The 21297-nt window shown below is 74.2% G+C and carries 16 protein-coding genes; 10 read left to right on the top strand and 6 right to left on the bottom strand.

The window, feature by feature from the left end; translation table 11 throughout:
• The first annotated feature begins 71 nt into the window (after window positions 1–71).
• The 5 genes from ACFC02_RS31255 (at window position 72) to ACFC02_RS31235 (ending at window position 7211) form a co-directional block, all read left to right on the top strand.
• On the top strand, window positions 72–3725 hold the full coding sequence (locus ACFC02_RS31255; RefSeq protein WP_376364626.1) for a nitrate reductase subunit alpha: 3654 nt from the start codon (window positions 72–74) through the stop codon (window positions 3723–3725).
• Complete coding sequence (gene narH / locus ACFC02_RS31250) at window positions 3722–5359, top strand: nitrate reductase subunit beta (RefSeq protein WP_376364604.1); 1638 nt, start codon at window positions 3722–3724, stop codon at window positions 5357–5359. Before ACFC02_RS31255 ends, narH begins: the two co-directional genes overlap by 4 nt.
• Window positions 5356–6075 (top strand): nitrate reductase molybdenum cofactor assembly chaperone, encoded by a 720-nt coding sequence (gene narJ, locus ACFC02_RS31245; RefSeq protein ID WP_376364601.1) that lies wholly within the window; start codon window positions 5356–5358, stop codon window positions 6073–6075. Before narH ends, narJ begins: the two co-directional genes overlap by 4 nt.
• Entirely contained in the window at window positions 6072–6815 is a 744-nt protein-coding gene (narI, locus tag ACFC02_RS31240) for a respiratory nitrate reductase subunit gamma (protein WP_376364598.1), read from the top strand. Before narJ ends, narI begins: the two co-directional genes overlap by 4 nt.
• A gap of 63 nt (window positions 6816–6878) precedes the next feature.
• The gene (locus tag ACFC02_RS31235) at window positions 6879–7211 is read left to right on the top strand and encodes a cupin domain-containing protein (RefSeq protein WP_376364595.1); all 333 of its coding nucleotides are present in this window, start codon (window positions 6879–6881) and stop codon (window positions 7209–7211) included.
• A gap of 68 nt (window positions 7212–7279) precedes the next feature.
• On the opposite strand, the gene ACFC02_RS31230 is transcribed toward ACFC02_RS31235, so the two are convergent.
• On the bottom strand, window positions 7280–8482 hold the full coding sequence (locus ACFC02_RS31230; RefSeq protein WP_376364592.1) for a carbohydrate-binding protein: 1203 nt from the start codon (window positions 8480–8482) through the stop codon (window positions 7280–7282).
• Window positions 8483–8649: 167 nt separating this feature from the next.
• Here ACFC02_RS31230 and ACFC02_RS31225 point away from each other — a divergent pair, with 167 nt between their 5' ends.
• The 3 genes from ACFC02_RS31225 (at window position 8650) to ACFC02_RS31215 (ending at window position 11999) form a co-directional block, all read left to right on the top strand.
• Window positions 8650–9777: an NAD(+)/NADH kinase gene (locus ACFC02_RS31225; protein ID WP_376364589.1), complete on the top strand. Its 1128-nt coding sequence runs from the start codon at window positions 8650–8652 to the stop codon at window positions 9775–9777.
• A 100-nt stretch (window positions 9778–9877) separates the two neighbouring features.
• On the top strand, window positions 9878–10375 hold the full coding sequence (locus ACFC02_RS31220; protein ID WP_376364586.1) for an SRPBCC family protein: 498 nt from the start codon (window positions 9878–9880) through the stop codon (window positions 10373–10375).
• Window positions 10368–11999, top strand: coding sequence for a phytoene desaturase family protein (locus tag ACFC02_RS31215; protein ID WP_376364583.1), 1632 nt, complete (start codon window positions 10368–10370; stop codon window positions 11997–11999). Before ACFC02_RS31220 ends, ACFC02_RS31215 begins: the two co-directional genes overlap by 8 nt.
• 122 nt (window positions 12000–12121) lie before the next feature.
• On the opposite strand, the gene ACFC02_RS31210 is transcribed toward ACFC02_RS31215, so the two are convergent.
• The 3 genes from ACFC02_RS31210 to ACFC02_RS31200 all read right to left on the bottom strand — a co-directional run bounded on the left by ACFC02_RS31210 (window position 12122) and on the right by ACFC02_RS31200 (window position 16279).
• Window positions 12122–13291: a PP2C family protein-serine/threonine phosphatase gene (locus tag ACFC02_RS31210; RefSeq protein ID WP_376364581.1), complete on the bottom strand. Its 1170-nt coding sequence runs from the start codon at window positions 13289–13291 to the stop codon at window positions 12122–12124.
• A 253-nt stretch (window positions 13292–13544) separates the two neighbouring features.
• Window positions 13545–14468 (bottom strand): LysR family transcriptional regulator, encoded by a 924-nt coding sequence (locus tag ACFC02_RS31205; protein WP_376364578.1) that lies wholly within the window; start codon window positions 14466–14468, stop codon window positions 13545–13547.
• Window positions 14465–16279: an FUSC family protein gene (locus ACFC02_RS31200; RefSeq protein ID WP_376364575.1), complete on the bottom strand. Its 1815-nt coding sequence runs from the start codon at window positions 16277–16279 to the stop codon at window positions 14465–14467. The genes ACFC02_RS31205 and ACFC02_RS31200 overlap by 4 nt, the downstream gene beginning before the upstream one ends.
• 115 nt (window positions 16280–16394) lie before the next feature.
• Between ACFC02_RS31200 and ACFC02_RS31195 the strand changes: the two genes are divergently transcribed.
• On the top strand, window positions 16395–16616 hold the full coding sequence (locus ACFC02_RS31195; protein ID WP_376364572.1) for a hypothetical protein: 222 nt from the start codon (window positions 16395–16397) through the stop codon (window positions 16614–16616).
• A 55-nt stretch (window positions 16617–16671) separates the two neighbouring features.
• Entirely contained in the window at window positions 16672–18249 is a 1578-nt protein-coding gene (locus ACFC02_RS31190) for a hypothetical protein (RefSeq protein WP_376364569.1), read from the top strand.
• 460 nt (window positions 18250–18709) lie between these two features.
• Here ACFC02_RS31190 and ACFC02_RS31185 read toward each other — a convergent pair whose 3' ends face one another.
• The gene (locus ACFC02_RS31185; RefSeq protein WP_376364566.1) at window positions 18710–19723 is read right to left on the bottom strand and encodes a zinc-binding dehydrogenase; all 1014 of its coding nucleotides are present in this window, start codon (window positions 19721–19723) and stop codon (window positions 18710–18712) included.
• A 406-nt stretch (window positions 19724–20129) separates the two neighbouring features.
• A complete protein-coding gene (gene mgrA, locus ACFC02_RS31180; protein ID WP_376364563.1) occupies window positions 20130–21173 on the bottom strand; it encodes an L-glyceraldehyde 3-phosphate reductase in 1044 nt (347 codons plus the stop codon).
• Window positions 21174–21297 lie beyond the last annotated feature (124 nt).

Genomic DNA, 21297 nt, shown 5'->3' with positions numbered 1-21297 from the left:
TCGGCCGGGTCCTGCGCGAGAGAGGCGAGCGTGTGAGCACCGACCGCTCTGGTGAGGCTCTCGACCGTCTGATGCGCTCGGCGCAGTACTTCTTCCCCGGGGAGCAGTCGCCCGACCGGCGGGTCCTGTACCGGGACGGGGGCCGGGCCGCCGACGAGTTCTACCGGGAGCGGTGGCGGCACGACCGGGAGGTGCGCTCCACCCACGGGGTGAACTGCACGGGTTCCTGCTCGTGGCGGGTGTTCGTCAAGGACGGGATCATCACCTGGGAGACCCAGGCCACCGACTACCCGTCCGTGGGCCCCGACTCGCCCGAGTACGAGCCGCGCGGCTGCCCGCGCGGCGCCTCCTTCTCCTGGTACACGTACTCGCCGACCCGGATCCGCTACCCCTACGTGCGCGGCCCGCTCCTGGACCTGTGGCGGCAGGCCCGCTCCCGCACCGTCGACCCCGTCGCGGCGTGGGAGTGGCTCACCTCCGACCCCGAGCGGTGCGCGGCGTACAAGCGGGCCCGCGGCAAGGGCGGCTTCGTGCGCTGCACCTGGCAGGAGGTCACCGAACTGGTGGCGGCGGCGCAGGTGCACACCGTCAAGCGGTACGGCCCCGACCGCATCGTCGGCTTCTCGCCGATCCCGGCGATGTCGATGGCCTCCTACGCGGCGGGCAGCCGCTACCTGTCGATGATCGGCGGGACGATCTCCTCCTTCTACGACTGGTACGCCGACCTGCCGATGGCCTCGCCGCAGGTGTTCGGCGACCAGACCGACGTACCGGAGTCCGGCGACTGGTGGAACGCCGGCTACCTGATCGTGTGGGGCACCAACCTGCCGATCACACGCACGCCCGACGCGCACTTCATGACGGAGGCGCGCTTCCGCGGCCAGAAGGTCGTCGTGGTCTCCCCGGACTACGGTGACCACACCAAGTTCGCCGACGACTGGCTCGCCGCGGCTCCCGGCACCGACGGCGCGCTCGCCATGGCCATGGGCCACGTCATCCTCACCGAGTTCTACCGCGACCGGCACGTCCCCCGCTTCACCGAGTACGCCAAGACCTACACGGACCTGCCGTTCCTCGTGACCCTGCGCGAGCGCGAGGGCGCGTACGTGCCCGACAAGTTCCTCACCGCTGCGGACCTGCCCGGGGCGGGCGGCGAGGAGGCCGCCGCCTTCAAGACCGTGCTCCTGGACGCCCGCACCGGCGAGGCGGTCGTGCCCAACGGATCGCTCGGCTTTCGCTGGACGTCCCCCGAGGACGGTCCCCGCTGGAACCTGCGGCTCGACGGCGTCGACCCGCTGCTGTCCCTGCACGGGCGGCCGGGCGGCGAGGCGGTGGCGGTGGACCTGCCGCGCTTCGACACCGGGCCGGGGGAGTCCGGGTCGGTGCTGCGGCGGGGCGTGCCGGCCACACGGATCGGCGGCCGCCTGGTCACCACCGTCTTCGACCTCGTCATGGCCCAGTACGGGGTGGCCCGCGCGGGCCTGCCCGGCCGTTGGCCCACCGGCTACGACGACGCGGCCGTGCCCTGCACCCCCGCCTGGCAGGAGACCGTCACCTCCGTGCCGGCCGGGGCGGCGGCCCGGGTGGCCCGGGAGTTCGCCCGCAACGCCGAACGCACCGGCGGCCGGTCCATGATCGCGATGGGGGCGGGCACCAACCACTGGTTCCACTCCGACCAGATCTACCGGAGCTTCCTGTCCCTGGTGATGCTCACCGGCTGCCAGGGCGTCAACGGCGGCGGCTGGGCGCACTACGTCGGCCAGGAGAAGGTGCGCCCGCTCACCGGCTGGTTCCACCTCGCCTTCGGCCTCGACTGGCAGCGGCCCACCCGGCACATGGTCGGCACCCCGCTGTTCTGGCTGGCCACCGACCAGTGGCGCTACGAGGCCTTCCCCGCCGACGTGCTCACCAGCGAACTGGGGCAGGGCCGCCTGGCGGGCCGTACGCTGCCCGACTGCAACGCGCTCGCCGCCCGGCTGGGCTGGATGCCCTCCCACCCGGCGTTCGACCGAAACCCGCTCGACCTGTGCGACGAGGCCGAACGGGCCGGCAAGGAGGTCGCCGACCACATCGTCGGCGAACTGAAGGCGGGACGGCTGCGGTTCGCAGCGCAGGACCCGGACGCCCCGGCCAACTTCCCCCGGGTGCTGCTCATCTGGCGCGCGAACCTGTTCGCGTCCTCGATGAAGGGCCACGAGTACATGCTGCGGCACCTGCTCGGCACCGACGACGCGGTGACGGCCCCCGAGACCCCGCCCCACCTGCGTCCCGCGGACGTCACCTGGCGCGAGCAGGCGCCCGTCGGCAAGCTCGACCTGTCCGTGGCCGTCGACTTCCGGATGACCAGCACCTGCCTGTTCTCCGACGTGGTGCTGCCGGCGGCCACCTGGTACGAGAAGTACGACCTGTCCTCCACCGACATGCACCCCTTCGTGCACGCCTTCAACCCGGCGATCGCACCGCCCTGGCAGACCCGCAGCGACTTCGACATCTTCCACGCGATGGCCGCCGAGTTCTCCCGCCTGGCCGCCGGCCACCTCGGCGTGCGCCGTGACGTCATCGCGGCCCCGCTCGCCCACGACACCCCGGACGAACTGGCCCAGCCGCACGGCCGGGTCCGTGACTGGAGGGCCGGCGAGTGCGAACCCGTCCCCGGCCGCACCCTGCCGAAACTGATCGTGGTCGAGCGCGACTACACCAAGGTCGCCGAGAAGATGGCCGCCGTCGGCCCCCTCATCGACACCCTCGGCACCTCGACCAAGGGCCTCACCTGGAAACCCGGGGAGGAGATCGCCTACCTGCGCGCGCGCAACGGCACGGTCCGCGGCGGGGTCGCCGACGGACGGCCGTCCATCGCCCGCGACGACCAGTTCTGCGAGGCCGTCCTGGCGCTGTCCGGCACCACCAACGGGCGGGTGGCCGTGCAGTCGCTGCGCGCCCTGGAGGAACGCACCGGCGTCCCGCTCGCCGACCTGGCCGAGGAACGCGCCGGCGACCGCATCACCTTCGAGGACACCCGCGTCCAGCCCCGCGCGGTCATCACCTCCGCCGAGTGGTCCGGCACCGAGTCCGGCGGCCGGCGCTACTCGCCCTTCACCGTCAACGTCGAACGCCTCAAACCCTGGCACACCCTCACCGGCCGCCAGCACTTCTTCCTCGACCACGACTGGATGGCCGAGTTCGGCGAGCAACTGCCGCTCTACCGGCCTCCGTTGAACATGCTCGCCCACGTCGGCGACCCACGCCGCCACCCGGCCGGGCACCGCGAACTCGTCGTGCGCTACCTGACCCCGCACTCGAAGTGGTCCATCCACTCCGAGTACCAGGAGAACCTGCACATGCTCACGCTGTTCCGCGGCGGGCCGGTGATCTGGATGAGCCCCCTGGACGCGGAGAGGATCGGCGCCGCCGACAACGACTGGATCGAGGCGTACAACCGCAACGGCGTGGTCGCCTGCCGCGCCGTGGTCACCCACCGCATGCCCGAGGGCACCGTGTTCATGTACCACACCATGGACCGCCACCTGAACGTACCGCGCACCGAGACCTCGGGACTGCACGGCGGCGGCGACAACTCCCTGACCAGGCTGTTGATCAAACCCACCCATCTGATCGGCGGCTACGCCCAGTTCAGCTACGGCTTCAACTACATCGGTCCCACCGGCAACCAGCGGGACGAGATCACCGTCATCCGCCGCCGCGCACAGGAGGTCGACTTCACGTGAAGGTCATGGCCCAGGTGGCGATGGTGATGAACCTGGACAAGTGCATCGGCTGCCACACCTGCTCGGTGACCTGCAAACAGACCTGGACCAACCGGCCGGGCTCCGAGTACGTCTGGTTCAACAACGTCGAGACCAAGCCGGGCGCCGGCTACCCGCGCCGCTACGAGGACCAGGAGAAGTGGAAGGGCGGCTGGACCCTGAACCGGCGGGGCCGGCTGACGCTCAGGTCCGGCGGCCGGGTGCGCAAGCTGCTCAGCCTGTTCTACAACCCCGAACTGCCCTCCCTCGACGACTTCTACGAGCCGTGGACGTACGACTACCGGAGCCTGACCACCGCGCCCCTGTCCGACAGCTTCGCCAGCGCCCGCCCCAAGTCCCAGCTGACCGGCCGGGACATGCGGCCCGTGCACGGCCCGAACTGGGACGACGACCTCGCCGGCGCCGGTGAGTACGCCGCCGCCGACCCGAACCTGAAGGGACTCGCCGAACGCGTGCGGATGGAGTTCGAGCACACCTTCATGTTCTACCTGCCGCGGATCTGCGAGCACTGCCTCAACCCGTCCTGCGTGGCCTCCTGTCCCTCGGGCGCGATGTACAAGCGGGAGGAGGACGGCATCGTCCTCGTCGACCAGGACCGCTGCCGCGGCTGGCGGTTCTGCGTCTCCGGCTGCCCCTACAAGAAGGTCTACTTCAACCACCGCACCGGCAAGGCCGAGAAGTGCACCTTCTGCTACCCGCGCATCGAGGCCGGGCAGCCCACCGTCTGCTCCGAGACCTGCGTCGGCCGGCTGCGCCACCTGGGCGTGCTGCTCTACGACGCCGACGCCGTCCTCGACGCGGCCTCCGTCAAGGAGGACAAGGACCTGTACGAGGCACAGCTGTCCGTCTTCCTCGACCCCGACGAGCCCTGGGTGCAGGAGGCCGCCGAACGCGACGGCGTCGCCCGGGACTGGATCGAGGCCGCCCGGCGCTCACCGGTGTACGCACTGATCAAACGACACCGGGTGGCCCTGCCCCTGCACCCGGAGTACCGCACCCTGCCGATGGTCTGGTACGTCCCCCCGCTCTCCCCGGTCGCCGACGCCGTGCACGCCACCGGCTACCACGACGACGACCCCGACCGGATCTTCGCCGCCATCGACGCGCTGCGCATCCCGGTCGAGTACCTGGCGAACCTCTTCACCGCCGGTGACACCGCCGTGGTCGAGGGCGTGCTGCGCAAACTCACCACCATGCGCGCCCACATGCGGGCCCGGCAGCTCGGCGACCCCGCCCCCCGGGACCTGCTCGACCGCGTGGGCGCGAGCGCCGACGACATCGAGGACCTGTACCGGCTGCTCGCCGTCGCCAAGTACGAGGAACGCTACGTCGTCCCCAAGGCGCACGCCGAGGGATCGGGCGCGCTGATGGCCCAGCACTGCTCCCTGGACCACCCCGGCGGCGTGGGCGATTCCGGGGCGCGCGAGGCGGACCGGCTCGGCCCGCTGCCGCCGCCCGCGCTGCCCGGCCTCACGGCACCCGGCGGCGGCAGCCAGTTCCGCGACAGCGAGGGACAGGTGCGCTTCAACCTCCTCGGCTGGAACGGCGACGGTCCGGCACCAGGACTCTTCGGAACCCCGGGAGACGCCTCATGAGCCCGCGCCTCGCCCCGCGCCGCACCCCGCACCGGGCCGCGGACACCCCGCTCGTGCACCGCGTCGCCGCCGTCCTGCTGCGCTACCCGGACCCCGGCGCGCTCGCCTGCCTCGACGACGTCACCGCCGTCCTGCCCGCCGTCACCGACGCCGCCGACCGGGCCCGGCTGGCCGCCGTCGCCGAGCACCTGCGGAGCCTGGCACCCACCGAGGCCGCCCAGCGCTACGTGGCCACCTTCGACCACACCCGGCGCCGCTCCCTGCACCTGACCTACTACCGGCACGGCGACACCCGCGCCCGCGGCATGGCGCTGCTCGCCCTCAAGCACACCTACCGCGCGGCCGGCCACGAGCCCCCCGAGTCCGAGCTGCCGGACTTCCTCCCGCTCGTGCTGGAGTTCGCCGCGCTCGCCCCGGAGCCCGGGCACCGCGTCCTCGTGCAGTGCCGGGCCGGCCTCGAACTGCTCCGCCGGGCGCTGGCCGAGCGGTCCGACCCGTACACACCCGTACTGGAGGCGGTGTGCGGACGGCTGCCCCGGCCGGGCCGCCGCGAGCGCGAGACCTGGCGGCGGCTGGCCGCCGACGGGCCGCCCGCCGAACAGGTGGGCCTGGAGCCGTTCGCGCCGCCCGAGTACATGGCCGCCGCCTCCGCCCCCTCGGCGCACCCGACGCCCCCGGCCGAGCCCGTCCCCGCCCCGACCGGAGAGAACCGATGAACTCCTGGGACCTGTGGTGGTGGGTCATCCTGCCCTACCTCGCCCTCGTCACCTTCGTCGTCGGCCACGTGTGGCGCTGGCGCTACGACCAGTTCGGCTGGACCAGCCGCTCCACGCAGCTCCAGGAGCGGCGCCTGCTCAAGTGGGGCGGGCCCCTCTTCCACTACGGCACGTTCGCGGCCATCGCGGGCCACGTGCTCGGCATCCTCGTCCCGGAGTCCTTCACCCGGTGGCTCGGCATCCCCGAGAACACCTACCGCTGGTTCTCCACCATCGGCGGCACCGTCGCCGCGCTCGCCGTGCTCGCCGGGGTCGCGGTCCTCGCCTTCCGCCGCACCACCGTGCCCCGCGTGCGCGCCTCCACCAGCCCCGTCGACTGGCTGGCGCTGCTCCTGCTGGCCGTCGTGATCGTGCTGGGCATCATCCCGACCATGGGCGTCAACCTCTTCGGCGCCGGCTACGACTACCGGCAGAGCGTCGCGCTGTGGTTCCGCGGCCTGTTCGCCGGGAACCCCGACGTCGCGGCCATCTCCCACGCCCCGTTGATCTACCAGGTCCACGCCACCGCGGCCTGGGCGATCCTCGCCGTGTGGCCCTTCACCCGGCTGGTGCACGCCTGGAGCGTCCCGCTGTGGTATCTGTGGCGTCCGTACGTCCTCTACCGGCGCCGGGTCCCGGCCCACCCCGCCGAGCCGGGCACCAGCGGCCGCCGCTGGCGCCGCATCGGCGTCCGTTACTGAGCCCCGGCCCGCCGCCCGCCCCGACCGGCCCGTCCGCCCTCGTCCGTCAGCAGGAGTACAGCCATGCAGAAGATCTCCCTCGACGCCCGCGCCCGTGAGCACCTGGAACGGGCGGAGGCCTCCTCCACCGGCCGCAGCGCGGAGACCGTCTACGGCGGCCACGAGCGCGTGCTGCGGCAGACCCTGATCACTCTGCGCGCCGGGACCGAGCTGACCGAGCACGAGAACCCGGGCGAGGCGACCGTGCTGGTGCTGCGCGGCCGCGTCCGCCTGCGCAGCGGCGACGCCTCCTGGGACGGCATGGCAGGGGACCTGCTCATCGTGCCCCCGGCCCGGCACAGCCTGGAGGCCGTCGAGGACGCCGCGGCGCTGCTGACGGTCGCCAAGCGGCCCTGAGCGCGCGGTGCGCGGCCGGCCGGGCGGCGGGGATCGCCCGCGGCCCGGCCGGCCCGCCGCTCAGGCTGTCAGCAGGCGCCCTCGTCCTGCCACGGGCCCCACTGGGAGGCGCCGGGGATCTCGTTCTGCGTCCACCACTTGGCCTTCCAGTTGTGCTTGCCGTAGGAGACCTCGCTGCCCCCGGTGTACGCCGTGGTCGCGTTCCACGCCGTCTTGCAGCCGGTGCTCGGCGGCGGCGTGGTGGGAGGCGTCGTGGGCGGGGTCACCCCGGCGAACTTCACCGAGTACTTGGCGAAGTCCCAGGAGCTCTGCGGCACGCTGGAGCAGGTGCCCGAGGTCCGGCCGCCGTTGTCGGGCGGCGAGCACTGGCGGTCGCGGTTGAGCGACCAGAAGGTGAAGCGGTCCATGTTGTGGCCGGTGGCGAAGTCCAGCACGGTCTGGAAGTCGCTCTGCGGGAACATCTCCCCGGTGTCGCTGCGGCCGTTCATGCCGGAGAAGCCCTCGTGGGCGTAGGCGGTCGCCTCGTCCCAGCCGAAGGTGGACTGCAGGACCTGGTTGAACTTGGTCAGCGCGGCGGTCTGGGACGCCGCGCCGTTGAAGCCGCCGTCGAACGGCATGATGGAGAAGTTGTTGGGCGTGAACCCCTGGGACTTGGCCTCCAGCAGCATCTGCTTGCCGAACCAGCCGGTGCCGTCCGCGGTCCCCGCGGTGGTGACGGAGACGTACAGCCCGGGGTTGTTCTGCTGGAGGATCTTCGCCGCGCCGATCTCGTTCTTGATGGCGGCGGTGTTCTCGTACTCCGGCTCCTCCAGGTCGAAGTCGATGGCGTGCAGGCCGTACTTGGTGATGACCTGCTGGTACGCCGCGGCCGTGGCGGACGCGTCCGAGCAGGCCTGCCCGAGCTTGGTGCCGCCGTAGCCGCCGATGGAGACGGAGACGTCGCCGCCCTTGGCGCGGATGGCGTCGATCACCGACTTCACGGCGGTGTCGGAGGAGACCGCGGCCTTGCCGTCCCAGGTGGGCGAGCAGCCGCCGCCGTCGGGGGCGAGGACGAAGGCGAGCTGGAACGCCTTCAGGCCGGTGGCGTCCATGATGGCGCCGGCGTTCGGCGGATCGTTGTCCAGCGGCATGAGGTACGGGGCCGCGGCGTACCAGCGGTTGCTCAGCGCGCTCGGCGCGCCCGAGGCGTTGCCCGCGACCAGTGCGGTGGTGCCGAGGGCGGCGAGCCCGACGGCGGCGGTCGCGCCCAGACATGCGCGAAGACGTGTCACTGCGTGCCTCCAGGGGAGGTGGTGGGGAAGTCGCCCCAGCTTCCTGAGGGTGTTGCGGGCACGTCAACGGATTGGTCTGGACCAGGTGATTCCTTGGACTGGACCATGCGATTCCTTTACCTTGTTCCCGCGCTACCGGCTCCCGTCGGGGGGAACCCGCCAAAGCTGTGACAGTGCGTCGGATCGGCCTGGTCGTGCACGGCGGCCGGCCCGAGGCCGTGGCCGCCGAAGGGACCGTGCACGCCTGGTGCGAGGAGCGCGCCGTGCGGTGCACCGACATCGACGTGTGGCACGACGGCGGCCGGCGCAGCGCGGGCGAGGAGGTGGAGGCCGCCGGCGACCCCGACCTCATCGTCACCCTGGGCGGCGACGGCACCTTCCTGCGCGGCGCCCGCCTCGCCGCGGAACACGACGCCCTGGTCCTGGGCGTCGACCTCGGCCGGGTCGGCTTCCTCACCGAGGTGCCCGCCACGGTCGTGCGCGCAGCCCTGGACGCCGTGGTCGAGGACCGGCTGACCGTCGAGAGCCGCATGCTGCTCACCCTGCGTGCCTCACGCCGCCTGGAGGTGCCCGCGGGCATCGAGGAGCTGATGCGCTACGGCCGCCGCCCGCTGCTGCCCCCGCCCCGCGTGCGCACCGACTGCGAGGCCGGCGGCGACTGGGGCATCGCCCTGAACGTCACCGCGCTCAACGACATCGTGCTGGAGAAACTGGCCCGCGACCGGCAGGTGTCCGTCGGCGTCTACATCGCCGGCCGGCTCCTGGCGTCGTACTCCGCCGACGCCCTGCTCGTCGCCACCCCCACCGGGTCGACCGCCTACAGCTTCGCCGCCGGCGGCCCCGTCGTCTCCCCGCGCGCGGACGCCCTCGTCTTCACCCCCGTCGCCCCGCACATGGCGTTCAACCGCTCGGTGGTGGCGGCGCCCGACGAACCCGTGGCGCTGCGCGTGCTGGAACGGTCCGGGCAGGCCGCCGTCAGCATCGACGGCCAGTTGCGGGGCGTGCTGGACGCGGGCGACTGGATCGGCGTGTACGCCGCCCCGCGCCGGCTGCGGGCCGTACGGCTGGGCCCCATGGACTTCTACGGCCGCCTGCGCGAGCGGATGAACCTCACCGACGCCCCGGCGGCGGTGGCCGACGGCACCCCCGCCCCGCTGTGGCCGGTGACGACCCCGCCGCCCGGCGACCTCACCCACCTCGCGCTGCCGCCCGTACCCGACGCCGGGGCGCGCCCGGCCGGGGCCGACCCGCACGCGGGCCACCAGGACGGACCCGACGGGCCCCGACGCGGGTAGCCGGCCGGCGGGGCGGGCACGCCCGCAAGGCGCCGGTTGGCCGGGGCGCCAGGGGGCACTCGGGCGGGCGAGGGCACGACAGCGACTCCCGGAGGCACGCGTGGCCGTACGTCACCGTCTGATCAAGACCACACCCGGGACCGTGTGGGCCCTGCTCGCCGACGGCACCCGCTACGCCGAGTGGGTCGTGGGCACGGCCACTTCCGAACCCGTGCGCGGACGGTGGCCGCAGCTCGGCTCCGCCATCGAGTACCAGGTCCGCCTCGGACCGCTGCGGCTCACCAACCAGACCATCGTCCGCAACTGCGCGGAGGGCACCCTGCTCGAACTGGAGGCTCAAGCGGGCTTCCTGGGCACCGCGCGCATCTCCGTCGAACTGCGCCCCTGGGGCGAGCACTGCCTGGTCATCGTGGACGAGCACCCCTTGCAGGGCGCGGGCGGCGTAGTGCACAACGTGGGCGTCGAGGCGCTGATCCAGATCCGGCACCGCGCCATGCTCGCCCGCCTCGCCAAGGTGTGCGAGGGCGACGCGGCACGCGCCCGCCAGGCGCCGCGGGACACCGCCGAAGCGCACGGAGCGGGAGGCGGCCATGCCTGATGCCGTGGTGATCGGGGCCGGCCCCAACGGCCTGGTGGCGGCGAACCTGCTGGCCGACGCGGGCTGGAGCGTGGAGGTCCTGGAGGAACAGCCCGAACCCGGCGGGGCGGTGCGGCACGACAGGGGCGTCGACCCGGACTTCGTCAACGACCTCTTCAGCTCCTTCTACCCGCTGGCCGCCGCCTCGCCCGTCCTGGCCCGGCTCCGGCTCCAGGACCACGGCCTGCGCTGGAGCCACGCCCCGCACGTGCTGGCCCACCCCCTGACCGACGGCCGGTGCGCCGTCCTGGACCGGGGCATCGACACCACCGCGGCCTCCCTCGACGCGTTCGCCGCCGGGGACGGGGCGGCCTGGCGACGCCTGCACGAGATCTGGCAGCGGCTGGGACCCGACCTGATGGACGCCCTGTTCGCCCCGTTCCCGCCGGTCAGGGCCGGGGCCCGGCTGGCGGCCCGGCTGCGGGGCGCGGGCGGGCTGCGGCTGGCCCGCACCATGCTGCTCCCGGTGCGCCGGATGGGGGAGGAGGAGTTCCGCGGCGAGGGCGGCCGGCTGCTCCTGGCCGGCAACGCACTGCACGCCGACCTCGCGCCGGAGTCCGCCGGCAGCGGCGGGTTCGGCTGGCTGATGTCCATGCTCGGCCAGACCAACGGCTTCCCCGTCCCGGTCGGCGGAGCCGGCGCCCTCACCCAGGCCCTGACCCGGCGGCTGCGCGCGCAGGGCGGCACCCTGCGCTGCGGCGAGCGGGTCGACCACGTCGTCGTACGCGGCGGGCGTGCCGTCGGTGTGCGCACCGCGGGCGGCGCCGTGGTGGCCGCGGACCGGGCCGTGCTCGCCGACGTGTCCGTGCCCGCCCTGTACGGCGGCCTCGTCGACCCCGAGCACCTGCCCCCGCAGCTCCTCGCCGACCTGCGCCGCTTCCAGTGGGACTTCGCCACCTTCAAGGTCGACTGGGCGCTGGACGGCCCCGTGCCGTGGCGGACCGGGCCGACCGCAGGGGCGGGCACCGTCCACCTGGCGGACGGCCTCGACGAACTCACCCGGTTCGCCGCGCAGATCGCCATGCGGCAGGTCCCCGACCGGCCCTTCGCGCTGTTCGGCCAGATGACGACGGCGGACCCCTCGCGCTCCCCGCGCGGCACCGAGTCGGCCTGGGCCTACACGCACGTCCCCCGGGAGATCACCGGGGACGCGGCGGACGAGGGGCTGACCGGCGCGTGGGACACCCGCGAGCAGGAGATCATGGCCGACCGGGTGGAACGGCAGGTCGAACGGTTCGCACCGGGCTTCCGTGCGACGGTCCGCGCCCGCCGGATCCTGGCCCCGCCCACCCTCCAGGCGCTCGACAGCAATCTCGACACCGGCTCCATCAACGGCGGCACCGTTGCCCTGCACCAACAGCTGGTCTTCCGCCCGGTGCCCGGCACCGGACGTCCCGAGACGCCCGTGGCCGGTCTCTACCTCGCCTCCGCCGGAGCCCATCCCGGCGGCGGCGTCCACGGCGCGCCGGGCGCCAACGCCGCACGCGCCGCGCTGCGCCGCAGGCTCCCGCCGGGACTGTCGCGGGCCCAGCGCGCGCTGGCGCGCCGCGACCGGGCGGGCCACCGGACGGCACCGGCCCGCTGATCCACGGGCGGACCGCGTCGGCTCAGGCGCGGCCGGCGAGTGGTTCGGGAGGTCCGCAAGCAGCCGGTGAGCGGTTCGGTAACGGTCCGCGAGTGGTCCGCGAGTCGTCGTTCGGGAGCGGTTCAGGCGCGGGAGTCCCCGGGCAGGCGGTACGCGGCGAGCGCGGCGAGGTCGTCGTCGAGGTGCCCGCCGCTGTAGGCGACCAGGTCCTCGTGCAGGCGGTCGAGGAGTTCGCGGGGCGCGAGACCGCCCCAGGGGCCGACGCGGTCGGCGAGCGGGTAGAAGGTCCCCTGGCGGTCGCGGGTCTCGGTGACGCCGTCGGTGTAGAGCAGCAGTTGGTCGCCGGGCCGGAACGGTTCGACGTCCAGGTGGTAGCCGTCGCCGATCAGCACGCCCAGGTTGATGGGCGGGGAGGGGTCGGTCGCGTGCAGCTCGGCGACCCCGCCCTCCTTGATGATCAGCGGCGGCGGATGCCCGCAGTTGACGATGCGGACGACCGGCTCGTGGTCGGGGATCTCCGCGAACACCGCGGTGACGAAGCGCTCGGCCGCCTCCCCGCCGGGAAGCTGCGCGGCGTGGCGGCTCATGCTCCGCTCCATGCGGCGGGCGACGCCGATCAGGTCGGGCTCGTCGTGGGCGGCCTCCCGGAAAGCGCCGAGCATCGTCGCCGCCGTCTCGACGGCGACCAGCCCCTTGCCCCGGACGTCGCCGACCAGCAGCCGTACCCCGAACGCCGTCGGCACCGCCTCGTACAGGTCGCCCCCGATGCGCGCCTCCGCCGCCGCGGACAGGTACAGGGTCTCCACGGAGACCTGGCCGAGCCGGCGGGGGACCGGGCGCAGTAACACCCGCTGCGCGGTCTCCGCCACGAAACGCACCGTGGCGAGCGTGCGTTCGCGGCGCGTGCGGTGCACCGCCAGGATCGTCCCGAGCACGCCGACCAGGACGGTGCAGGTGTAGTTGGCCACGTAGTGGCGGTCCCAGAGGTAGCCCACGGTGCGGCCCGCGCAGCACGGGGTGCCCGCCAGCACACCTTCGAACACGATGGCGAAGACGGTGACGGCTGCCACCGCGACGGGGCCGTAGGCGTAGGCGGCGACCAGGGGCAGCGCGATGAGCAGGAAACTCACCGGCCAGTCCACCGGAGTGACCGGTTCGATGGCCAGCACCACCGCGAGGTAGACGACCGGCAGCCAGAGCAGCCACGGGGGCGGCGCCGGCACGCGCGGCTGCTCGGACTTCCTGCGCGCCGCCCGCAAGGAGCCGTACCCGCGCCCGAACGGTCGTCTCACCGTCGTCTCCCGCGACGCCCCGCCGCCGCCCGCGAGGACGCGGGAGGACCGGACACGCGTACGACCGCGCGCGCCGCCCGCGGGCGGCGGTCCGCTCGGGGGGACTCAGGCGGCCTGTTCACAGGGACTCCCGACGGGCTCGGTCAAACCACCAGAGTGCCGGGCGGCCCCGTGCCGCACGCCCCATTGCTCCAGGCAAGGGCATGTCCGCAGCGAGAACACGAGGGCTCCGGCGCCGGTCCACGGGACGCCCTCACCCTCGTCCGGCGGGTTCGCCGGCCGAAGCGGCCGTCGCCCGCAGCGCGTGGTCCAGGAAGCGCCGCGCCACCGGCGGCAGGGTGCGGCCGGTGAGCCGCGCGATGCCGATGTCGCGCGCGCCGTGCACGTCGGTGATCTCCAGGTAGCGGATGGGGAAGTCCGGGCCGGCCGCCGCGTCCGGCGACGACGGGATCAGCGACACGCCCAGTCCGGCGGCGACCAGTCCGCGCAGGGTGTGCACCTCCTCGCCCTCGAAGCCGGCCCGCGGGGCGAAGCCCGCCTGACGGCACAGGGTCTCGGTGACGCTGCGCAGGCCGTAGCCCGGTTTGAGGAGAATGAACGGTTCCTCGGCGACCTCGGCCAGCCGGACCCGGGGGCGCCCGGCGAGGCGGTGCCCGGTGGGCACGGCGAGCCAGAGCGGTTCGACCAGCAGCCGCCGCCAGGTGATCAGCGGATGCTCCGGATCGCCGCTGGTGATCACCAGGTCCGCGGTGCCGGCCAGGAGGTGCTGGACCAGACCGTTCTCCTCGTGCTGGTGCAGTTCGAAGCGGACCTGCGGCAGGGCCTCCCGGAACCCCGTGACGAGCCGGGGCACCAGCCAGGTGCCCAGTGTGTGCAGGAAGGCCAGCGACACCACGCCCGCCTCCGGGTCGACGACCTCGGCCACGGCCCGCCGCCCCCGGTCGCAGGCGTCCAGGGCGGCGTCGACGTACTCCTTGAACACCCGCCCGGCCGGGGTGGGCCGCAGCACACGCCCGACCCGCTGGAGCAGTTCCGCGCCCACCTCGTCCTCCAGCCGGTGCAGTGCCCGCGACAGGGCGGGCTGGGTGACACGGGCGTCGGCGGCGGCCTCCGTCACCGTGAGGCCCTCGGCCACCGCCTGGTACGCACGCAGCACCTGGAGATCCATCGTGCTCATCCTCCCATCGCACCCGCCACGCCGCAGCGAGGAGCACGCAGCGCGGACGCGGCCGGCGCGGCGCCCAGGTTCCGGGCACTGACGGCGTCACAGAGCCGCTCGGCCGCGCCGACGGCGTCCGCCAGACCACTCAGGCCGGGCAGGTCGCGCGCGCCCCGGCCGGGCCGGCCCGGCTCGCCCTGCGCGTGGACCAGCGCCCGCCGGGCCTCGGCGAGCCGGTGGTAGGCCGTCCGGCGCAGCGCGTGCCGCTGTGTCGCCGGGGCGCCGGGGGCCAGGTCCCGGTAGCGGCGGGCGGCGGCCAGGGCGGCCTCGGTCTGCGCGCGCGCCCGGCCCTGCGCGGAGTCCGGCCACAGCGCGAGGTGCGCGACCAGGACGACGGCCGCGGCCAGGGCGGTGTCGAGGATGCGCGCCGAGTACAGCGCCCGGTGGTCGCCGAGCAGGTCGACGAGGACGAACACGATCGCCGTCAGGGCGGTCGTGGCGAGCGCGTAGTGGTGGCGCACTCCGACGGCCATGAGCGCGCCGAAGGCGGCCACGGCGCCGATGAGGACGTAGGTGTCGTTCGTCAGCAGGGTCACCGCGCCGATGGCGGCCACCCCGGCGACCGTACCCGCGCAGCGGTGCAGGGCCCGGCGCGGCACGGGGCCGAAGTCCGGCTTGTAGACGAAGGCCACCGTCATCGGCAGCCAGTACCCGCGCGGGCCGTGCAGCAGCACGGCGCACAGCTGGGCGACGAGTATGCAGCCCGCGAGCAGCACGGTGTAGCGCACCTGGGCGGCCCGTCCGTGCCAGGGGAACGCCGGGAGACGTGCCGCCGGGGCGTCCGGGCGGGTCCGGCCGCACTCCGCGGCCAGGGCGGCGAGGGCACGCAGGCCGGGGGAGTCCGGCTCGGGGTCCGGGGTGTCCCCCGTCTCGGGCAGGGGCCGGGCCGCCGTCTCGCCCGTCCTGTCCGTCTCACCCGTCTCACCCGTCTTGCCCGTCCCGGCCGGGGGCCGGGCCGCCGTCCTCCCGGGCTCGGGCAGCAGCCGGGCCGCCGTCAGCAGCGGCACCTGGCCGGCCCATCGGGGCAGTGGCCGTCCCTCCCACACCAGTGCCGAGGTCACTTCGCCGAGCCGCACCGCCGTGTGGAAGGCGGTCCGCAGCGCGTCCCGCTCCGTGCCGGGACGGGCGCGGCCGATCAGATGGCGGCCCATCACCCGGTGGGCGTGGTCGAGGACCGAGGTCAGCCGCCGCCGCGCGGGTTCGGCCCCGGGCGAACCCGCCGCAGCCAGGGCCTCGGCTGCGGCCCGGAAGACGGCGCGGACGGCCGTCCGCTCGATGGCGTGCCGCCGCCACAGCCAGGGCGTGGCGCAGAGCACGACCACGACCGCGACCCCGGCGAGCAGCGCGAGCGGGGCCTGCCACCACGGCCCCGGCACGGGGATGCCCCCGCCCACGGTCGCCCCGAGCAGGAGGTGCAGGCCGGCCACGGAGGCGAGCGGCCCGCGGAGGCTGACGGAGCCCGCGAGCAGGGCGGCGGCGACCAGGCAGACGGTCACCGCGCCCGGCCGGCCGCTGCGCAGCGCGAGTTCCCCGGCGAGCAGGCCGAGGGCGGCCGACAGGCCCGTGCAGGCCAGCCGCCGCACCCGCAGCCGGTAGGGGTCGTCGCCGTCCTGGCTCACCCCCCACAGCGCGCCGATGCCCGCGAGCACCGCGGGGGTGATGCGGCCGGTGGCCACGCCGACGAGCAGCGGCACGGCGAGTGCGACGGCTCCCCGCGCCGCCGCCGCGAGCGGCAGCGGGGTGAACGGGACGCGACGCGACGCCTTCATGGACCGATCGACTCCTCGTGGTGGTGGGTGCATGCCCTTCCAGGGTCGATCACGCGGGACACATGCGTCCAATGCCTGAAGATTCACGAAATCATGCACAGGGCTCATGGGAAGGGTGGCGATCGGGCGTCGCCACACACGCGCCCGGGCCGCCATCGCCGTCGTCGAGTCGGTGCTCGCCGAACGCATCGGGGCGGCGGGGGTCGGCTCCCTGTGGCACGGACTGACCGCCGACCGGGGCGAGCCCCCGCTGCCGACGGCTCCCCGACCGGCCGTCCGCGCGCCGCTGTGCTCGGGGTCCGAGCGGCCGAACTCCCTGTCGGAGCAAGGCCGATGACCCGTACACTGGTACTTCGCCGACATGCTGGTAGAGAGTGACGGGGGGAGCCGACATGTCCGGGGAATTTCCGGGAGCGGCCGACGCGTTCGTGGTGCCACCGATGCCGCCCAGGCCCCCGGCTCCGCCGCCCGCGGCGCCGGACGCCGTGCGCGCGGTCGCGGTGGCGCTCCTCAACCTCACCGGTCTGGGCCTGGGCTACGTGCTGCTGCGCCGCTGGATACCGGCCGGCCTGTGCTGGGCCGCGACCGCGGTCCTGCTCGTCGTGGCGCTCCCGGCCGACCCCGACGGGGTCCCGGCCGCCCTCCTCGTCGCCTACGCCGTGGTCCTGGGGGCCGCGGCCGCGCACGGGGCGGTCACCGGCCTGCGCACGCGGCTGTCCTGGCCGGCGAGCGCCCCCGTGGCGGCGGTGCTGGGCCTGGTGCTGCTGGCCGTGCCGGCCGGCGGCGGCCTGCTCTACGGCAAGGCACGCGACGAGGCCACCGAGCAGATGCTCCTGGACCGCCTCCAGCGGGCCGACGACCTCGTACGGGCCCGTGCGAACCAGCCGTTCGACACCGCGCAGGCCGGATTCCGCGAGGCTCTGGCCGTCTACGCCGCTCTCGGGCACGACCACCCCGGCTCCCGCGCGGCCCACCGCCTGCCGGACCGCATGACGGCCTACTACCGCACGGTCGGCGCGGCCTACGAGCAGCAGAAGTACTGCGAGGCCATCGCACCGCTGAAGTACCTGCGGACGGTCCCCGACCGGATGCCGAAGCAGACGCTGGGCGCCCTGGCCACCTGGCCGGACCCCCGCCTGGCCGACGCGCTGTACGCCTGCGGGTCCAACGAGCTGACCGGTGGCCAGGACGGCTGGACGGGGCACTTCGGTGAACTGCTCACCGCCTTCCCCCGATCGGGCCAGGCCGCCAAGGCCGAGCCGGCCGTCAGGTCCGTCGTAGACCGGGCCGCCAAGGACGTCCAGGGCGACGACCCCTGCACCGCGGTACGCCGCCTGCGCGGCCTCGGCACGCAGATCCGCGGTGTCGCGGCCGGCGCGCCTGCCGTCGCCGACGCCCTGGTCTCCGACGCCGAACGGGCGAGCCGCGGCGCCGCCTCCGGCGGCTACGCCTGCGGCGTGGACCAGTACCGGGACGGCGACTTCGCCGCCTCCCTGACCAGCATGAACGACTTCGTCCGGGACCACCCGCACGACCGGAACCGGGCCCGGGCGCAGATGATCGCCATCGCGGCACAGATCGCGCAGACGGTCCCCGCCGCCGGAAAGCGCCTGCCGACGACGGACTCGGGCGGCAGCATCCAGGTCACCATCAAGAACGACAGCCCGGACGACATCGAGGTCCTGTACACGGGCCCGGTCACCGGAAGCGTCACCATCAAGGCCTGCGGCAGCTGCTCCGCGTACTCCTTCGGCGCGACCCTGGCCCTCGGCGGTTTCCACCCCTGCAGCGACAGCGGCAAGGACTACCCGCAGCGGACGATCTCGCTGCCGCCCGGGACGACGTACTTCCTGCACAAGCCGCGCGGCGCGAGCGCCTCGTCGCCCGCCTCCGACACCGCCAAGCTGCGCTCGGGGTACATCTACACCGAATGCGCCTACACCAAGAAGGGGTTCAGCGTGGGGCAGTGACCCCTGTGGTCCAGGACGCACGGTGCGGGCTCCCGCGACCGGTGAGGACGGCGCCGGAGACGGGCCGTGACTGTCGTCATCCTCCCGCCGGGGTGTCCCTCTTCCGGGGGAGCCGGACCGGACACGCCGACGCGGTGATCATCGTTCTGCCAGCCTCCCTGTGCCGGGCGCGACAGCCCGGCGGACACCAGGAGGTGGCGTTTGTCCGGTCATGTCGGACGCATCGGCGGGCGGCAGGTGGTGGCGGTTCTGGCGCTGGGGGGTGGCCTTCTGCTGGGGCCCGTCCTGCCGGCCCAGGCGGCCGGGGGCGGGGCCGCGGGGACCGAGGGCGGTGCCGCGGGGGCGGGTGACGCGGACCCGGCACCGACCGCCCCCGGACCCGCACCGCACGCGACGGGCACCGTACGCGATCTGACACCCGTGCTGCCGCCCGTGGTCGGCCGTCCTGCCGGGCGGACTCTCAGGGGCGCAGGATGAGGCGCACCGGGTCGCCCTCCTTCTTCTCCAGCATCTCGACCGCCCGCGCGGCCTGCGCGAGCGGCAGTACGCCGCTGATCGATGCGGAGAAGTCCACGCGACCGCCCTGGACCAGGCGGAGCAGCTCGAGGAGGGCCACCGGCATGTCGGAACCGTAGTGGCCGAGGATCCGCTGTTGCAGGTAGCTGAACCGGGTGCCGTTCGTGACGCTGAGCGGCTTGTCGGTCAGTCCGACCAGGACGAGCCGCCCCTTGGGCGCCAGGACGGACAGGGCCTGCTCGCGCACGGCGGGCACTCCGGCGAAGTCGAACGCCGCCGCGAGGCCCGCCCCGCCGGTCGCGGTGCGGACGCGGGCCCGCAGTTCGGGGTCGGCCGGGTCCAGCGCGAGGTCGGCCCCGACGGCCAGGGCGCGCTCCCGGGCGGCGGTGCTCGGATCGACCGCGATGACGGGGCACGCGCCCACGGCACGCAGCAACTGGACCGCGTGCACCCCCAGCCCGCCCGCGCCCCACACGCCGACCGCCTCGGCGGGCCGCACCGCACCGGTGGCGGTGATGGCGCCCCACGGGGTCGACACGGCGTCGGGGAGGATCGCGCCCAGCTCGAAGGGGATGGTGTCGGGCAGCGGCAGCAGGGCGTGGGCCGAGGACAGCGCGTACTCGGCCCAGCCGCCGTCGTAGTCCACCCCGCGGGTGTGGGGGGCGCCGTCGCGCAACTCCCCGGCGTGCAGCACGACCCGCTGACCCGTCGTCCACCGGGTGACCCCCGCCCCGGTCTCCACGACGGTGCCCGAAACCTCGTGCCCCAGGGTCACGGTGTCCTCCCGCAGCAGCACCGGGCTGAGGGTTCCGTCGATCAGGTGCACGTCGGACAGGCACACCCCGGCGGCCTCCACCTTCACCAGGACCTCGTCCGGGCCGGGCCGGGGGCGGGGCACCTCTTCGACGCGCAGGGTGCGGCTCGGCACGTGCAGGCGGGCGGCGAGCATCCGGTCCATGGCGGTGACCTCCTCGGCAGGGGCGGCCCGTACTCGTATCGCAGGGCGCCCTGCCCCGCACCGTACGACGTCTGCTGCGAGCCAGGGAGCCGGGGATGCGGCCGTTCCCGCCGGCGGCCGCTCGGCCGGGACGCTCCCGAGTAGGGACCGGGGCGCTGACCAGCCGTGCTCGCGCGTTCGGGTGAGGCGGGGCGCGTCCCGTCAGGCGCGGCCGGCGGGCCTTGGCTACCGTGGAACACGAGCAGGCCGCCGGAACTCCCGGCGCCCGGCCGCGCGTTGGTGGTCCAAGGAAAGACACCCCGCTTCCCGCGGGGAGATGCAGGTGCAAGGCCTGCCCAACGCTCACGCGCAAGGCCCCCGTCCAGGGCGGGGGCCTCGCCGTGCTGCGTCGCCCGGCGTGCGCCGTTCAGGAGAGGGTGCCGGTGCGGGCCTCGCGCCACAGGTCGACGCCGCCGTCGGTGGCGTACGCGTCGATCTCCGCCAGCTCCTCGGCGCTGAAGTCGAGGTTGTCCAGCGCGGCCACGTTCTGCTCCAGCTGCTCGACCCGCGAGGCGCCGACGACCAGGGACGTGACGCGTTCGTCGCGCAGCGCCCAGGCGAGCGCCATCTGGGCGAGGCTCTGCCCGCGGCGCGCCGCGATGTCGTTCAGGGCGCGCAGCCGGCGCAGCATGTCGTCCGACAGCCACGCCGTGTCGAAGGACGTGCCCTGTGCCGCCCGCGAGTCCCCGGGGACGCCGTCGAGGTAACGGCCGGTCAGCAGCCCCTGGGCCAGGGCGGTGAAGCCGATGACGCCGAAGCCCTCCTCCTGGGCGGCGTCCAGCAGGCCCTCCGACTCGATCCAGCGGTTCACCATGCTGTACGAGGGCTGGTGGATGAGCAGCGGGGTGCCCAGCTCACGCAGGATCGCGGCGGCCTGCCGGGTCCGCTCGGCGTCGTAGGAGGAGATGCCCACGTACAGGGCCTTGCCCTGGCGGACGGCGGTGTCCAGGGCGCCCATCGTCTCCTCCAGCGGCGTGCTCGCGTCCAGCCGGTGGGAGTAGAAGATGTCGACGTACTCCAGGCCCGTCCGCTTCAGCGACTGGTCGAGCGAGGCGAGCAGGTACTTGCGGGAGCCGCCGCCCTGTCCGTAGGGGCCCGGCCACATGTCCCAGCCGGCCTTGGTGGAGACCACCAGTTCGTCCCGGTAGGGCGCGAGGTCCCGCCGCATCAGGCGGCCGAAGTTGGTCTCGGCCGAGCCGTAGGGCGGGCCGTAGTTGTTCGCCAGGTCGTGGTGGGTGATGCCGAGGTCGAAGGCGCGCAGGCCGATCTCGCGCTGGGTCTCCAGCGGCCGGTCGTCGCCGAAGTTGTGCCAGTAGCCGAGGGACAGGACGGGCAGGTCGAGCCCCGAGCGTCCGGTGCGCCGGTAACGCATCGTGCCGTTGTAGCGCTCGGGGTCCGCGACGTGGGTCATCGGGTGTTTCTCCGGGTGGTGCGGTGACGGGCGTCCCGCCGGGGCCCGGGGGGCGCCCCCCCCCCCACGAGTGCACCCGGGGCCGGCGCGCGAACAGGGGGGTGTCTGTGGGTTTTAAAAAAAT

Source organism: Streptomyces sp. NPDC056160, assembly GCF_042268205.1.
In the GTDB taxonomy this organism is placed as follows: Bacteria; Actinomycetota; Actinomycetes; order Streptomycetales; family Streptomycetaceae; genus Streptomyces.
The sequence above is the reverse complement of the archived record's forward strand: the minus strand, read 5'-3'. Positions and strand labels throughout refer to the sequence as shown.

Bases quoted from the DNA above. Each gene is read 5' to 3' on its own strand.
- mgrA (WP_376364563.1), bottom strand. From the start codon at position 21,173: ATGACCCACGTCGCGGACCCCGAGCGCTACAACGGCACGATGCGTTAC.
- ACFC02_RS31205 (WP_376364578.1), bottom strand. From the start codon at position 14,468: ATGAGCACGATGGATCTCCAGGTGCTGCGTGCGTACCAGGCGGTGGCC.
- ACFC02_RS31190 (WP_376364569.1), top strand. From the start codon at position 16,672: ATGTCCGGGGAATTTCCGGGAGCGGCCGACGCGTTCGTGGTGCCACCG.
- ACFC02_RS31235 (WP_376364595.1), top strand. From the start codon at position 6,879: ATGCAGAAGATCTCCCTCGACGCCCGCGCCCGTGAGCACCTGGAACGG.
- narJ (WP_376364601.1), top strand. From the start codon at position 5,356: ATGAGCCCGCGCCTCGCCCCGCGCCGCACCCCGCACCGGGCCGCGGAC.
- ACFC02_RS31185 (WP_376364566.1), bottom strand. From the start codon at position 19,723: ATGGACCGGATGCTCGCCGCCCGCCTGCACGTGCCGAGCCGCACCCTG.
- narI (WP_376364598.1), top strand. From the start codon at position 6,072: ATGAACTCCTGGGACCTGTGGTGGTGGGTCATCCTGCCCTACCTCGCC.
- ACFC02_RS31200 (WP_376364575.1), bottom strand. From the start codon at position 16,279: ATGAAGGCGTCGCGTCGCGTCCCGTTCACCCCGCTGCCGCTCGCGGCG.
- ACFC02_RS31255 (WP_376364626.1), top strand. From the start codon at position 72: ATGCGCTCGGCGCAGTACTTCTTCCCCGGGGAGCAGTCGCCCGACCGG.
- ACFC02_RS31215 (WP_376364583.1), top strand. From the start codon at position 10,368: ATGCCTGATGCCGTGGTGATCGGGGCCGGCCCCAACGGCCTGGTGGCG.